Origin of the sequence: Arthrobacter sp. StoSoilB20 (assembly GCF_019977295.1) — a bacterium.
GTDB lineage: Bacteria > Actinomycetota > Actinomycetes > Actinomycetales > Micrococcaceae > Arthrobacter > Arthrobacter nicotinovorans_A.
The window spans coordinates 500,325-514,566 of the sequence record NZ_AP024651.1; the positions used below are offsets into that span (position 1 = coordinate 500,325).

The 14,242-nt window shown below is 62.7% G+C and carries 12 protein-coding genes and 3 tRNA genes; 10 read left to right on the forward strand and 5 right to left on the reverse strand.

All coding sequences use genetic code 11. The annotated features are described in order from the left end of the window. A complete protein-coding gene (locus tag LDN85_RS02400) occupies positions 1-786 on the forward strand; it encodes an NlpC/P60 family protein (protein WP_026542066.1) in 786 nt (261 codons plus the stop codon). Positions 787-981: 195 nt separating this feature from the next. Here LDN85_RS02400 and LDN85_RS02405 read toward each other — a convergent pair whose 3' ends face one another. Next, the gene (locus LDN85_RS02405; protein ID WP_091552699.1) at positions 982-1,674 is read right to left on the reverse strand and encodes an FAD-binding protein; all 693 of its coding nucleotides are present in this window, start codon (positions 1,672-1,674) and stop codon (positions 982-984) included. Between the two features lie 414 nt (positions 1,675-2,088). On the opposite strand from LDN85_RS02405, the gene LDN85_RS02410 reads away from it, so the two are divergent. Together LDN85_RS02410 and LDN85_RS02415 are read left to right on the forward strand one after the other, a co-directional pair. Continuing rightward, entirely contained in the window at positions 2,089-3,126 is a 1,038-nt protein-coding gene (locus LDN85_RS02410; protein WP_223944494.1) for a universal stress protein, read from the forward strand. A 21-nt stretch (positions 3,127-3,147) separates the two neighbouring features. Continuing rightward, positions 3,148-5,916 (forward strand): PEP/pyruvate-binding domain-containing protein, encoded by a 2,769-nt coding sequence (locus LDN85_RS02415; RefSeq protein WP_223944495.1) that lies wholly within the window; start codon positions 3,148-3,150, stop codon positions 5,914-5,916. On the opposite strand, the gene LDN85_RS02420 is transcribed toward LDN85_RS02415, so the two are convergent. Together LDN85_RS02420 and LDN85_RS02425 are read right to left on the reverse strand one after the other, a co-directional pair. Further along, positions 5,913-6,833, reverse strand: a complete 921-nt coding sequence (locus tag LDN85_RS02420; protein WP_026542062.1) for a cation diffusion facilitator family transporter — start codon at positions 6,831-6,833, stop codon at positions 5,913-5,915. The two genes, LDN85_RS02415 and LDN85_RS02420, sit on opposite strands and share 4 nt — an antisense overlap. A 10-nt stretch (positions 6,834-6,843) precedes the next feature. Then, complete coding sequence (locus LDN85_RS02425) at positions 6,844-7,353, reverse strand: metallopeptidase family protein (RefSeq protein WP_026547475.1); 510 nt, start codon at positions 7,351-7,353, stop codon at positions 6,844-6,846. Between the two features lie 90 nt (positions 7,354-7,443). Between LDN85_RS02425 and LDN85_RS02430 the strand changes: the two genes are divergently transcribed. Next, a complete protein-coding gene (locus tag LDN85_RS02430; RefSeq protein WP_026547476.1) occupies positions 7,444-8,367 on the forward strand; it encodes a carbohydrate kinase in 924 nt (307 codons plus the stop codon). A gap of 20 nt (positions 8,368-8,387) precedes the next feature. Here the strand turns inward: LDN85_RS02430 and LDN85_RS02435 are convergent, their stop codons facing one another. After that, positions 8,388-9,341: a DMT family transporter gene (locus LDN85_RS02435; protein ID WP_223944496.1), complete on the reverse strand. Its 954-nt coding sequence runs from the start codon at positions 9,339-9,341 to the stop codon at positions 8,388-8,390. 327 nt (positions 9,342-9,668) lie between these two features. Here LDN85_RS02435 and LDN85_RS02440 point away from each other — a divergent pair. The 3 genes from LDN85_RS02440 to LDN85_RS02450 all read left to right on the forward strand — a co-directional run bounded on the left by LDN85_RS02440 (position 9,669) and on the right by LDN85_RS02450 (position 10,021). Beyond that, positions 9,669-9,741, forward strand: a tRNA-Glu gene (locus LDN85_RS02440). Positions 9,742-9,825: 84 nt separating this feature from the next. Then, a tRNA-Asp gene (locus LDN85_RS02445) sits at positions 9,826-9,899 on the forward strand. Between the two features lie 46 nt (positions 9,900-9,945). After that, positions 9,946-10,021 (forward strand) — tRNA-Phe (locus tag LDN85_RS02450). A 110-nt stretch (positions 10,022-10,131) separates the two neighbouring features. On the opposite strand, the gene LDN85_RS02455 is transcribed toward LDN85_RS02450, so the two are convergent. Further along, positions 10,132-10,710: an HAD family hydrolase gene (locus tag LDN85_RS02455; protein WP_223944497.1), complete on the reverse strand. Its 579-nt coding sequence runs from the start codon at positions 10,708-10,710 to the stop codon at positions 10,132-10,134. A 154-nt stretch (positions 10,711-10,864) separates the two neighbouring features. Here LDN85_RS02455 and LDN85_RS02460 point away from each other — a divergent pair, with 154 nt between their 5' ends. The 3 genes from LDN85_RS02460 (at position 10,865) to LDN85_RS02470 (ending at position 14,035) form a co-directional block, all read left to right on the forward strand. After that, positions 10,865-11,866: an SIS domain-containing protein gene (locus tag LDN85_RS02460; RefSeq protein ID WP_026547479.1), complete on the forward strand. Its 1,002-nt coding sequence runs from the start codon at positions 10,865-10,867 to the stop codon at positions 11,864-11,866. Between the two features lie 85 nt (positions 11,867-11,951). Next, complete coding sequence (locus LDN85_RS02465) at positions 11,952-12,854, forward strand: PfkB family carbohydrate kinase (RefSeq protein ID WP_223944498.1); 903 nt, start codon at positions 11,952-11,954, stop codon at positions 12,852-12,854. Between the two features lie 74 nt (positions 12,855-12,928). Next, positions 12,929-14,035, forward strand: a complete 1,107-nt coding sequence (locus LDN85_RS02470; protein WP_223944499.1) for a LacI family DNA-binding transcriptional regulator — start codon at positions 12,929-12,931, stop codon at positions 14,033-14,035. Positions 14,036-14,242: the final 207 nt, after the last annotated feature.

Consider the following 14,242-nt stretch of genomic DNA (forward strand, 5'->3'; position numbering starts at 1 on the left):
ATGTCTTCACGCATTCTTCGCGGCCGTCGTAAGGCGGACAGCGTACGTCCTAATCCGTTCATCTCGATCTCCAAGGCAGTCGCCAGCAACGCTTCCGGCGCTGGCCGCCAGGCAGCGGTCATCGCAGCAGCCTCTGGCCTTGTCCTGACCGGCTCCATTGCTGCCCACGCAGCTGAAGCTCCGGTTCAGCGGGACTCCAGCCCCGCCACGGTCGCTGAGACCGTTTCCGAGGCTCCCACCCAGGTTGTGACCGCACTGGCCACCGCCACCGTCAACTTCGAGCGTCCTGCTGTTGCTTCCGTAGCAGCTCCGGTCATCGAAAAGCCGGCTCCGGTTGCTCCGGCTCCCGTCGCCAAGAAGGCTGCAGTCACCACCGCAGCTGCAACGGCTCCTGTTGCCAAGGCTGCTGCTGCCGCTCCGGCCGCCGCTGCTCCTGCTCCTGCAGCAGCTGCTGCCCCGGCCGTCGGTGGCGTCAACGCTGCCATGGTTGCCTCGGCCTACGCCCAGATCGGCATCATGCAGGACTGCACCGCCATGGTGGAGCGGGCCCTCGGTTCGGCAGGCATCCCTGTTGGCGACCTCGGTCCCATGCAGTTCATGAACTACGGCAAGGTTGTCAGCTCACCCCAGCCCGGTGACATGATCGTCCAGTCCGGCCACGTTGCCATCTACATCGGCAACGGCCAGGCAATCAGCGGTGGCATCAACGGCAACCAGACGGGTATCCACCCGATCAGCTGGTTGACTGCTACGGGTCCCCTGACCTACGTACGCGCTGGCGCATAAAGCCTCACGCTTCAGTTCAAAGGCCGGTGTCTCCGAAGAACCAATCTTCGAGGACACCGGCCTTTGGCGTTAAGTTATGTGAGTAAAAGTTCAGAGTCAGGTTCGACGCCGGTAGGGCGCGCCATGAATCCGGGCGCAGGAGGGTCCTTCTTCGCCCAAACGGCGCTTCAGGGGCGGCCCCGGAGCCTTTGTCCGCTAAGCGGTGGCTATGCCCGGCCCTGCGGCAAGGGCGACCTTGGATGAGATCGTCTGGCCTACGGCCTTTGCCTGCCGAAGCACTTCCTTCGGTGTGGGCGTGATGAGTTCGCCGACTCCGACGAGGTGCATTCCGACAGCCCGCATGGCCGCGGACAGGTTCTGGCCGATCGCTATGCCCAGTTCCGCCAGCATGCGGCGCAGCTGGCTCTGGGCACAGCGTGTCACCACAATGTGGTCGGCCAAAAGGACGCCGCTGGCAGTGTGCACGGCCCATTGGCGGCGCGTGGATTCCAGGGGGCCGGAGGCGTGGAGCCCTGTCCTGAGGCCGGCAGTGGTCATACTCGCGGCCAGGCCGTAGCCAATCTGCTGGGAGGGGTCTGAGCCCAGGAAATCAAGGCGCACCGCCCGCGTGGTGCTGCGGACGTCCAGGTGATGGCTGGCGGCGTAGTTCCGCAGGTGGCGGAGGATCTCGTTGCGTTCCTGCATGGCTGCGGGATCGCCGGCATCACAGCGTTGAAGCATGCCTGTGTGGACTGAAGGGCCAGTTGCCGACAGCGCACCGAACCCGTCCACCACTATGGAGCCCACGCCGTAGCGGCTGAGCTCACTGGCAACTGCCAAGCCGGACAGGCCGGCTCCGATGACCACGGTGGTGGTGCGTTCCGTGGCGGAATCAGGCGTGAGTGACACTGCTTGGTTCCTCCTTGACGTGTGTGCCGTTCGGCATCGCGTGGGCTCGCGTCCGAGTCCCCAAGCGGCCGCAAATAAATGGCCGGAGTGTGGTTTGGAACACGTTTGCCGGCCATTCGGTGAATCGAACACTACCGAACTTTTTCTGCCATGGATAGCCTCGGACGTCTGCGTGTTTCCGGTGTTCATCCGCAGCGCAAAATGGGGTCGCGGCAACCGAGCCCGGACCGTTATGCACATAGCCCAAAGTCGCCTTGATTCGGCGGTGCCGACCGAGAATAGTGGGCCTTGGGAGGAGGAATTACCAGGTTTCTTCTGCCCCGGCCATTGACAATGAAGCCGTGAGGGAATCTGTGGTGGAGAACCTCTGGCAGAATGGCCGGAACATCAAGCAGCAGGTGGAAGGCGGGCCCCATGGACCAGCACAGCAGAGACAGTGAAGAGCCACAGGACGGCCAGGACCAGGCAGTGGCGCCAGGTGGCATTGTCGTTGGAGTGGACGGTTCAGAGCACGGACAATGTGCCTTGGTTTGGGCCGCACGCGAGGCGGAGCGCCGTCAGCTGCCGCTTCACATCGTGACGGCCTACTCCGTGCCAATCTTTGCCGCGTCAGGCCTGGACGGTGGCTACGCAACCGTGGATGATTCGGTGATTCGCGAAGGCGCGGACGCGATCATCAAGCAGGCCATGGACAAGGTTTCCGGTTACGCCATCGACGTCGACGCTTCCGTGGAAAACGGCGACGCTGCCGGTGTTTTGCTGGATCTCTCGGAAGACGCCGCGCTCCTCGTTTCCGGAAGCCGGGGCCGCGGTGGCTTTGTGGGACGCCTTTTGGGCTCTGTGAGCAGTGCGTTGCCCGCCCACGCCAAGTGCCCCACGGTTACTGTCCCCTTGTACTGCGCCGACAGGCTGGGCGAAAACACGGAGGACAAGCACATCAAGGCCGAGCACGCCAAAGCCGGGTCCCGCACTGTGGAGAACGTGGTTGCGGTGGGTGTGGATGGCTCCGAGCAAGCCCGTGTGGCAGTGCTTGAGGCAGCCGAGCAAGCACAACGTATGGGAGCAAAGCTCCGCGTCATTTGCGCCGTACCGCAGTACAGCGGGTCTTTGGCCTGGGTGCCGGCGCCATTGGACCGCGACGCCCTCTTTGCCGACATCAGGGTCCAGCTCGATGCCGGGGTGGCGTGGCTCAGGAGCCACTTCCCGCAGTTGGCCATTGAGACTGACCTCCGGGACGGCTCTCCGGTGGACGTGCTGGTGGAAACAAGCCGCAGCGTCGAGTTGGTGGTGCTGGGAACACGTGGCCGCGGTGGTTTCGCGGGCATGCTCCTGGGTTCCACCTCGGACGGCGTACTGCACCATGCAAAGGGACCAGTGCTGGTTGTCCCTGACCGTGAAGACCCACGACTTGCTGACCGTGACAAGTTCGGCCCCATGCTCGGGGCAGCGTAGCGGAGCGGAACCTGCATCGCCATGGAAGGCCAGGAGACCGGGGAACAGCAGCAGGATCGGCACGTCACAGACGCGCACGGCTCCCTGTTCATTCTGGACATCGCCGGAATCCGGGGGCCAATGCTCCCGGAGGTGGGTGGCAAGGGAGCCAACCTTGGTGAGCTGGCCGGTGCCGGCCTGCCAGTACCGCCCGGCTTCTGCCTGACCACCGCGGCTTACCGTTACGCATTGTCCGCTATTGGTTTGGATAAGGTCTTTGCGGCCTTGAAAGGGACCTCTGCCTCCCAGCTGGACCAGCTGAACGGGCTTGCCGCAGATGCCCGGTCGCTGGTGCTCGAGGCCGGCGTCCCTGCCGTGATCTCCGAAGCGGTGCGGGCCGCCTACGGGCAGATGGGAGACAATGTCCCCGTCGCCGTCAGGTCTTCTGCCACCGCCGAGGACCTGGCTTTCGCGAGTTTCGCCGGCCAGCAGGACACTTTCCTGAATGTCGTTGGCGTGGAGTCGGTTCTGGACGCGGTGAGCCGCTGCTGGGCTTCGCTGTGGACAGACCGTGCGGTGACCTACAGGACCACCAACGGGATCGATCACGCATCGGTCACCCTGGCTGTGGTGGTGCAGGAGATGGTGGATTCAGCAACCGCTGGGGTTATGTTCACTGCAAACCCCGTGACGGGAAACCGGCACGAGACAGTGATTGACGCCAGCCCGGGCCTGGGAGAGGCCGTGGTTTCCGGGGCCGTGAATCCCGATCAGTACGTTGTTGACGTTCGCCACAACGCCATTGTGAAAAGGGCCGTCGGGGACAGGCAAGTGGAGATCAGGCCAATCCCTGGAGGCGGCACGGAACGCCTTGAACGGGCCGCTGGATCCGGGCGGGATGGGCAGGAGGATCCACAGCCCTGCCTCAGTGATCCTCAGATTTTGGCGCTCGCGGACTTGGGCCGGAAGGTCCAAATCCATTACGGGGCCCCGCAGGACACTGAATGGGCCATCGATCAGGACGGAAAACTGTGGCTCACGCAAGCCAGGCCCATCACTACCTTGTACCCGCAAACCACGCGAACCCCTCCTGCACCCGGAGAGCACGCCTTCCTGAACTTCAGCCTCGCCCAAGGACTGACCAGACCGCTCACGCCCATGGGCCTGGCCGGCATCCGGCTCATCGCCTCCTCGGTAGCCAGGACAGCCGCATTCGACGTCCCCGATCCCCGCTCCGGACCTCCGCCGTATTACGAGGCCGGGCAGCGCATTTTTTTCGACCTCACCGCTGTAGTGCGGAGCAGGATCGGGCGTGCGATCGTGCCCCGCGTTTTCGACGTCATGGAGGCCCGCTCGGCCACCCTGATACGTGGCCTCTTTGACGATCCACGCTTTACAGTGACGTCAAGGACGCCCTTGAAGTTGATTCGCCACATAGCTCCCGTCGCGGCCAGGTACCGCGTTCCGGAGTCACTCTTCCGTGGACTGTTCCGCCCGGCTTCAGCCATGAAGCGGGTGGAGAAGCTCGGAGTGGACCTGCGGGCCGCCTTGGCCGTCCCGCCTCAAGCTACGCCCCACCAGAGGATCGGCCACGCCCAGCGGATCCTCGGCCAAGAGCTGTTCGCCACGGTTCCGCAGGTTTTGCCCCTGCCCGCGCTCGGCTTCGCCATGCTGGCCTTGGTTGGCCGCCTGTTGGGAGACCAGGCTCCGAAGGGGGAACTGCAGGCGGTGATCCGCGGCCTGCCCAACAACGTCACCACGGAGATGGACCTGGCCTTGTGGCAGCTCGCCTCCCGGATTCGGAAGGACACCGACGCCGTTGCCTCCATGGCAGGCTCCACGGCAGCAGAATTGGCCGGGCAGTACCGAAACGGTGATCTCCCGGCAGTTGCCCAGGCCGGATTGACTTCATTCCTGGCCATGTTCGGTCACCGGGCCGTGGCCGAGATCGATCTCGGCATGCCCCGCTGGTCAGATGACCCCACCCACATTCTTGGCGTCGTTACCAACTATTTGAGGCTGGCCGAAGGTGCTGAGGCGCCGGACCAACAGTTCGCGCGGGCAGCCCACGAGGCTGATGAACAGATTGCACGGTTCATCGCCCGTGCCCGGTTGAAGAGCCCGTTGCACGCGGCCGTGGTTCGCATGGCATTGGACCGGACACGGAGATTCGCGGGCCTGCGCGAGTTACCCAAGTACAACCTGGTTCTGGGGCTCTCAGCTGCACGAAAGCAGTTGCTCCTTGTCGGGGAGGAACTTGCCGCCGCCCAGCGGATCGAACATCCCCGGGACATTTTCTTCCTGGATCTCGATGAAGCCGAGACAGCATTGGCCGGAGATGACCTCAAAGGGCTGGTCGCTGAGCGCCGGGAAGCCTACCAGCAAGAACTGCGGAGGCGGCATATACCGCGTGTGCTCTTGTCTGACGGGACCGAACCCGAAGCCGCACCCCGGCACACCGGTATCCAGCGCCCTGGCACTTTGTCCGGCAGTCCGGCGTCGGCGGGGCGGGTCACAGCGCCTGCGCGCGTCATCATGGACCCCGTTGGTGCGCACCTGGAGCCCGGAGAAATCCTCGTCGCACCCTCAACTGATCCCGGCTGGACCCCGTTGTTCCTCACTGCCGGTGGGCTGGTCATGGAGATGGGCGGACCCAACTCCCACGGAGCCGTGGTGGCCAGGGAGTACGGCATCCCTGCTGTTGTTGGGGTTCCGGATGCTACGTCGCGGCTGGCCACCGGCCAGCGCGTCACAGTGGACGGGGCCGCCGGGACGGTCAGCGTTGAAAGTCCCGCTGGCAGGACAGGCTAGGCGTGCTGGTGTGACTCGTGTTCGGAGTGGCTCACCGGCTCCAACTGGAATGTGCAATGCTCAGTGTCGAAGTGCCGGCCAAGGCAAGACCCCAGCTGGTCAAGGATGCTGTCCGCACCGCTGGCGTTGAGGACTTCGTCCTCCACAACAACGTGTGCCGAGAACACCGGAACGCCGGAGGTGATGGTCCAGATATGGATGTCGTGGGCTTCCACCACACCGTCCACGGCCAGGATGTGCTCGCGGATCATGTTCACGTCCACGCCCTTCGGGGTGGCTTCGAGGAGGACGTCCACCACATCGCGAAGCAGGTGCCAGGCGCGGGGGATGATCATCACCGCGATCAAGACTGAGGCGATGGGGTCCGCAGCGCTGAAACCGGTTGTCATGATCACAATTGCCGCAATGATGACAGCGATGGAACCCAGGAGGTCGCCAAGGACTTCAAGGTAGGCGCCGCGGACGTTGAGGCTCTCCTTTTGTGCGCCCTGCAGGATCAGGAGCGAGACAAGGTTGGCCACGGCACCCAGGATGGCCGCCCACAGCATGACGTCCGTATGGATCTCCGGGGACTCTCCGAAGCGGCGGATCGCCTCGATCATGATCACTACAGCGATCACAATGAGGATCAACGCATTGGCCAAGGCCGCCAGGACCTCGGCCCGCTGGTATCCGTACGTCCGTTGGTCACTGGCCGGGCGGGTGGCAATCCAGGCCGCCATCAGGGCGATGAACACGCCGGCGGCATCCGAGAGCATGTGGCCTGCGTCTGCCAGCAGTGCCAGGGAGCCGGAGACGACGGCGCCGATCACCTGGATGCCCACCACCCCCAAGGTGATGGCGAGGACGGCAATCAGCCGCTTCCGGTGCTTGCCGGTTGCTGTGACTCCGTGGGAGTGGTTGTGGTCGTGCCCCATGTCTATAAGGCTAGCCCCAGCCGAGTTCGTGCAAGCGATCGTCGTCAATCCCGAAGTGGTGTGCGATCTCGTGGACCACCGTGATGGCCACTTCATCAATGACTTCCTCACGCGTACTGCAAATGTCCAGAATAGGCTGCCTGAAGATCGTGATCCGGTCAGGAAGGGAGCCGGCCTCCCACCAGGAATCGCGTTCGGTCAGGGGCACGCCTTCGTAAAGGCCCAGCAGCACGGTATCCGGATTTTCACCCGGTTGGGGTGTGTAGTCGTCTTCAATGAAAATGGCTACGTTGTCCATGGCGCTGGCCGCCTTGGGCGGGATCAGCTGGAGGGCATCGCTCACTGCTTCTTCGAATTCCTCGGCAGACATGTCGAAAGGCCGGGCGACGCCGTCCGCATAGGCCTCGTCCACCGGCGTCTGCTCAACAGGGCTATGGACCGCGTTGCGTTCCCGCAGAGGCGATGATGGGCGCTCGCCGTCCGGAACAATGGGCAAGCCGGGTGGAAGATTCGCGGGCATAATCCGACTTTAGTCCGCCCAGGCATCATCGGCGCCGTGTGTGATGAGAGATACTGAAAGTCAATCCTCTTCGACAGACACAGGAACCGCATGACCGGCACCTCTTCCCTCGCGCCTGAACCCCTTGACGTCGTCGTTGTCGGCGAGGCGTTGATCGACATTGTGGAGTCATCAGAAGGCCAGGTGGAGTACCCCGGCGGTTCTCCGGCCAACGTCGCCTTCGGCCTGGGCCGCCTGGACGTCAAAACGGGCCTGCTGACGGCCATTGGGCGCGATACCCGTGGCGATGCCATTGCGGCACATCTGCACAGCGCCGGAGTGGTGCTGCTGCCCGGATCCATGTCAGCAGGCAAGACTGCGACGGCGACCGCCCGGATAGCTGCCGACGGTTCGGCTGACTACACCTTCGACATCGACTGGAAATTGGCTCCGCTCGCCCTGCCGTACGCACCGAGGATCCTGCACACGGGCTCCATCGCCACGTTCCTCGAGCCCGGCGCAAGCGTTGTCCGGAGCCTGCTGGAGCAAGCGCAGGGCGGTTGCATGGTCACGTACGATCCCAACATCCGCGCGGACCTCCTTGGAAGCCATCAGGAAGCCCTGGCGCTCTTCGAGGAGATCGTGCCGCTGACCGACGTCGTAAAGCTCAGCGGCACCGATGCCCGATGGCTGTACCCGGGCAAGGCTCTTGAGGACACGGCCAAACACCTCCTCGCCCTGGGGGCCGGGTTGGTTGTGGTCACCCAAGGCGTCCAGGGTTCGCTCATGGCCACCCGGCACATCCAGCTCAACGTCCCAGCCGTCCCGGCCACGGTGGCGGACACCATTGGTGCCGGGGACTCCTACATGGCAGCGCTCATTATGGGTCTGCTGCTGCGCGGCAGCGACGGGTTGGCCCCCACCGTCATGGAGCGGATCGGCACCATTGCCTCCATGGCGGCATCCATCGCCGTCGGACGTCCTGGCGCCAACCCGCCCACACACCGCGAACTACTGGTGGGAATGGCCCGCTAACGGAGCGGCTGGCGGGTCCGCTAACGGGACGGCTGGCGGGTCCGGCGACGGGTCAGGCCCACGCCGATCAGGCACACCACGCCGCCGATCAGCCCCCAGATCGTGGGGACTTCCTGAAGGACAGCCCAGGAAATCAGGATGGTGGTGCCCGGAACCAGGTAGGTGGTGGCAGCCAGCTTCCCTGCCGAGATCAGGGACAACGCGTACGCCCACGTGGTGAAGGCGATGGCTGTGGGGAAGATCCCCAGATACACCAGTCCCAGGGTTGCCGGCAGCGGTGCCGATTGGATTTCGGAGATCAGCTGTCCCGACCACGGCAGGCAGCAGATTGCGCCCACCATGATTCCGAACCACGTCGCCTGTCCAGCGGTGAACTTCCTCAGCACGGGTTTCTGCAGGATCGCGCTCACAGAGGCGAGCACAGCGGCAAGCAGGCACAACAGCACACCGGCGACGTCCGCCGTCGAGCGCTGGCCGGAGCCCAACGCGATCATCGCGACCCCGCAGAACGCAACACCGCTGCCGATCAGGAGCCACCGCGGGAAACCCTCCTTGAGGAAGATTCCAGCGAGGATTGCGATCAGGATGGGGGAGACATTGATGAGCATGGCGCTGGTGCCGGCGTCGAGCACGTGCTCCGCGGCGTTCAGGGCAACGTTGTAGCCGCCGAACCACATCACTCCATACGCAACGATCGGCAGCCATTCCCGGCCGCGTGGCCAGACCTTCAGGGTGGGCAGCACCACGATTCCAAGTACGACGGCGGCCACCACCAACCGTCCCAACGTCAAGGAGCCGGGGGAGAAGCTGGGGCCCACTGCGCGGATGCCCACGAACGCGGAGGCCCAGAGGACGACGGTGACGATCACGGCGGCAATGCCGAGTTTGCTGATGGCTGCTCCCGGCGCGGGGGTGATGCGCGGGGGCAGGTCCGGGGAGGGCTGGCCGGGTTCGGCCGGGGTGGTGGTTGTCATAGAGCCAAATCTAGCCGCCGCCGGGCCGACGCGGCTGGCGGTTTTCGGACGCGTCAGGGCAAGATCCTGCCAAAATTCCTCGGCCGCCCGTCCCAGGTCTTCCTGCCTGCTCGCGAGGGGCGGGTTCTCGGCTCTTTGGGTGTCTCTTAGGGTTGGGATCCAGCCCCTCGATGGTCATCGGATGAGGTGTCCAGATGCCCGGCAAATCCTCGATTTGGGAATATCGCCATCTATGCTCTAAAGTTTTAGAGTCCAGTTCGGACGAGCGAGACACGGAAAGAACGCGTAAGCGTCGCTTTTGTTTTGTGAAATCCGAATTGAGTTCAGGCCCCCATCGTCTAGCGGCCTAGGACACCGCCCTTTCACGGCGGCGGCACGGGTTCGAATCCCGTTGGGGGTACGCAAGGAAGTGGTAAACCGGATGAAAAAAGTCTGGTAAGCTAGAAGCCTTGAAAAAAACGCGGTAGAGATACTGCAAACGCAAGGCCCTGTAGCGCAGTTGGTTAGCGCGCCGCCCTGTCACGGCGGAGGTCGCGGGTTCAAGTCCCGTCAGGGTCGCTCTGAGCGCCGAAGAAATTCGGTTCTCAAGGTGACGTGTCACCTAGGCTCTGTAGCTCAGTTGGTAGAGCGTTCGACTGAAAATCGAAAGGTCACCGGATCGACGCCGGTCGGAGCCACCAGCTAGAACCCTCGGTTATCCGGGGGTTTTTTGCTTTAACTTTCGCTTCCGGCCGAAGCCCCTTGGAATTTTAGAGGGCATCCCAAGCGCCGGCTTTTGATGCCGAGCATCTCAATTGGCCGCCTCGATGCTCGTTAGCTTAATCACTCCTTCCAAACTGCCCTCCAAACTGCCGATGGATTCTGGATACTCGCACCCTTCCCGGCGGAGGTGGATTGCTCGTAAGCCAGCGTTGCGGGCGCCTGCGATGTCGGTGAGGTAGTTGTCGCCCACGTACAGGGTCGCTGCCGGCTGCACACCCATGCTGCGGCAGGGTAGCAGGAAGGCCCTTGCGTCCGGCTTGGCGAAACCAGTGAGCTCTGAGCTGAAGACCCTGTCAATGAGCCGCTCAAGGCCGATTCTCCTGATCTTGGAGACTTGCTGCTGGTGATTCCCGTTGGTAATGACACCAACCGGGATACCGATGGAGCGCAAGCGCTGCAGGGCGGGCACGGCGTCGGGAAATGCGGCCCAGGCTTGCTCGTAGTTCTCAAGATAGACCGCGAACAGCGCGTCGAGGGTGGTGTCCGAGGGGGGAATGGAGTCTCCGGCGAGCGGAAGAAACTGGCGAAGCCGTTCGCGGCGTTGTTCGTGGAAAGAAAATTCTCCACCAAGGAAGCGGTCGTGGCGCCCTGAATCCTGCCCTTCCACCTCCCACTCATTCCTGCAACGAATCCCGCTGCCTCCGATTCGCTGAGCCAAGCTATTGACGCCTCCAATTCCCCATGACACCATGATGACCACATCTTGATACCGGTATCAACTTGTTTCAACCGTCTCAGGTCGTCATACGAAAGGACCATCCGTGCTTGGCTTCAAAGAAGAGGAATTCCTCACGCAGACCCGCAGCGCACTGGCACTGCAGGGGCAGATCGAATCGGTGGTTGATTCCATCCAGCAGCGTGGGATGACCAACCTGTTCCTTATCGGTGCAGGTGGAACCTATGCCGCGATGCTGCCGTACGAGCACTTCATCCGGTCCCGCTCCACCTTGCCGGTCCGTGCGTCCATCGGCAAAGAGCTGATGTTGACCGAGGATCCGACATTCGGCCCCGGCTCCGTAGCTGTCTTCGCCTCAGTCTCGGGCACCACGGAAGACGTTATCGAGGCCATCGAGTTCGCTAAGGCCAAGGGCGCCTACACCATCGGCTTCACGGGTTTCGGTGACAGCCCGTTCGCCAAAGCCCTGGACGTCGCCTTGGTTACCGAACCCAAAACCTGGCCGTTCGATATCCCTATGATTCTCCTGAGCACCCGGCTTCTCGCCGTGCGGGAGGAATTTGAAGGATATGAGGAACTGGCAGCAGAACTGCAGTCCGTTCCCGAAAGCCTGGTCGGCGTCGCCCGCCAAGCAGAATCAGTGGCTGAAGCGTTTGCCGAGAAGAACAAGGACGCTGACTACCATTTCCTTGTGGGCACCGGGAATCTGTGGGGCCTCACCTACCTGTATTCCATGTGCATCCTCGAAGAAATGCAGTGGCTCCGGACCACCCGCGTGCACGGTGCGGAGTTCTTCCACGGATCCCTTGAACTCATTGAGGAAGACACCAGCCTCATGCTGCTCATGGGCGAAGACGAGACACGTCCGCTGATGGACCGTGTGGCCAAATTCGCCGAAAACTACAACAAGAACACCACTCTTCTGGACAGCAAGGCCTACGAACTCCCAGGCGTTAGCCCGCGGTTCCGCGCACTCCTTTCTCCGCTGGTCCTGGACACGGTACTCGACCGTTTCAGCAAGCACCTCGAACGCGTCCGCAACCACTCCCTGGATCTCCGTCGCTATTACCGCGTGGTCGAGTACTAACCCAGAACCGCACCCGGGAGGGGCTTAAGGCAATGCGCTGCGGGCCCGGCCCTCCCCGGGCCCGCAGCTTCGAGACAGGAAGAGCATGAAAGTAATCGGTTTCGGGGACAACATTGTGGACCGTTTTCTCGACCGCAAAGTGATGTACCCCGGGGGGAACTGCGTCAACGTTGCGGTTTTTGCCCGACGGCTGGGCGTTGAATCCGGCTACCTCGGCGTCTTCGGCTCGGACTCCTTGGGCGCCTTTGTCCGCGATGCCATTGATGCAGAAGGCGTCGATACAAGCCAGTGCGTCATCCGCGATGGCCTCAACGGTGTCACTGAAATCAAAGTTGTGGACGGTGACAGGGTCTTCCTTGGCTGGAACGAAGGTGGCGTCACCACAAGTGATCCTTTCGTGCTGGAGGATGAACACCTCCGGTACCTGGCCTCGGCCGACTTGGTACATTCGAGCGTCTACTCCGCTTCCGAAAGCCAGTTGCCTGCCGTGCGCAACGCAGGGACACTGGTCAGTTTCGACTACTCGTCCGAGCCGGAACGTAGGACGGACGCCTATTTGGCGCAGACGGCGCCCTACGTGGACCTTGCCCTTTTGTCGTGCGGAAACATGACCGTTGCCGCCGTCGAAAGTGACCTTAAACGCGTCCACGCAGCGGGCGTTTCGCTTGCGGTGGGGACCCGCGGCCAGTCGGGCGCAGTGATGTACGACGGCGAACGCTTCCTGACGCAGGCGGCGGCACCTACCGATCCGCTCCGGTTTGCGGACACGATGGGTTGCGGTGATGCTTTCCTGGCGGGACTCGTGGTCAGTCTGTTGGGTTCGGGTTGGAGTCGATCGCGTCGGCCACCGGTTGAGGAGTGTCAAAAAGCCTTGGCCAGAGGTGCGCGGTCCGCCGCTGCCCAGTGCTATGTGGAGGGCGCCTTCGGTTACGGCCGGGCAGTCGAGGTAGCTAGCAGCCGTCCAGGTAACTACCAGCCGGCCAGGTAACTACTAGGATCTGATGCAGAGACAAATCAACGCAGGAGACCGCAAACGCGGATTCCACAACTGAAGGGGGCCGGATGGCGACGGATCATCAGAACCACCCGGCTGCCCCGACCATCACTGAGGTGGCAGCAGCCGCCGGCGTGGGCAGGGCGACGGTTGCCCGGACCCTGGGGAACTATGGATCGGTCAGCGAAGCCACACGGGCCAAGGTGATGCGTGCGGCCGAGAAATTGGGCTATCAGCCGAATACGTTGGCCCGAAGCATGACCACGGGGGTCACCAAAACCCTTGGAATCGTGCTGGCTGATGTGGCCAACCCGTTCTTCTCGGGAGTGCTTAAAGGCATTTCGGAAACCGCCAAAACGGCCGGCTACGATGCCATCATCCTGAGCACTGACGAGAAGCTTGAGCTGGAGCGCGACGCGATCAAGGTCTTGCTGGCAAAGCAAGTGGATGGCCTCGTTGTGGCTTCAGCTGCGGGGCGAAGTGATGACGTCTCCCATCTGTCCAATGCCATTGATCGAGGAACCCCTGTGGTTCTTATAGACCGCCTGGTGGACAAACTGGAGACGGACTCGGTGGTGATCGATAACCGGGAGGCCGCGAGGTCTGCCGTTGCTTCGCTCATTCAGAATGGTCATCGGCGCATAGCATTCGCGTGGGGGCCGGTGACCCTGAGCCCGGCGACGGACTTGAAGCAGATGCACAGCATTCTGGACGAAGCGCTCTGGAGTGACGGCGAGCGGTTGAGGGGTTACCTCGACGCGCTCGAGGAGGCCGGGATTCCTTTTGACACTGCTCTCATCACCCACGTTTTGAAGAATGAAGGCCAAGCCACGCGGGCTGTCAGTGGGATGCTCGCCCTTGCGGACCCACCCACTGCCATTTTCACTACCGAGACTGAGGCAACTGTGGGGGCGCTGCACTCCTTGCGCGCCAAAAACCTGCGCCTGCTCAAGGATGTCTCGCTGATCGGGTTCGATGACAGCCCGTGGGCTGCCGTCATGGAACCGCCGCTGACCATGATCCAGCAGCCCATGCGCCAGATGGGAGTGGTCGCTTCCCAGCAGCTCATTGCCAGGATTGACGGCGATACGTCTGCCCCAAAGAAGCACGTCCTGCCTTCGCTGTTGGTAGCCCGCTCGTCGGATGGCCCGGTGCGGGCCGCCAGCGGCGAATAGAAATTTCCCGCCCCTAATTTTCTCCGCTCTCTTCCCCGGTGCCTCAAATCATGATTCACTGTGGTACCGGTATCACATGTTTCACCCCCAAGTCCCATCAAGAGTTACCCCTTCAGCCCGTACCCGAGTTCATCCCAACGGCGGGCATAACTTTCCTACTCCCTTTGAGGAGTCCCGGCTGATCGGCCCTTCGACCGAAAGAAGAAC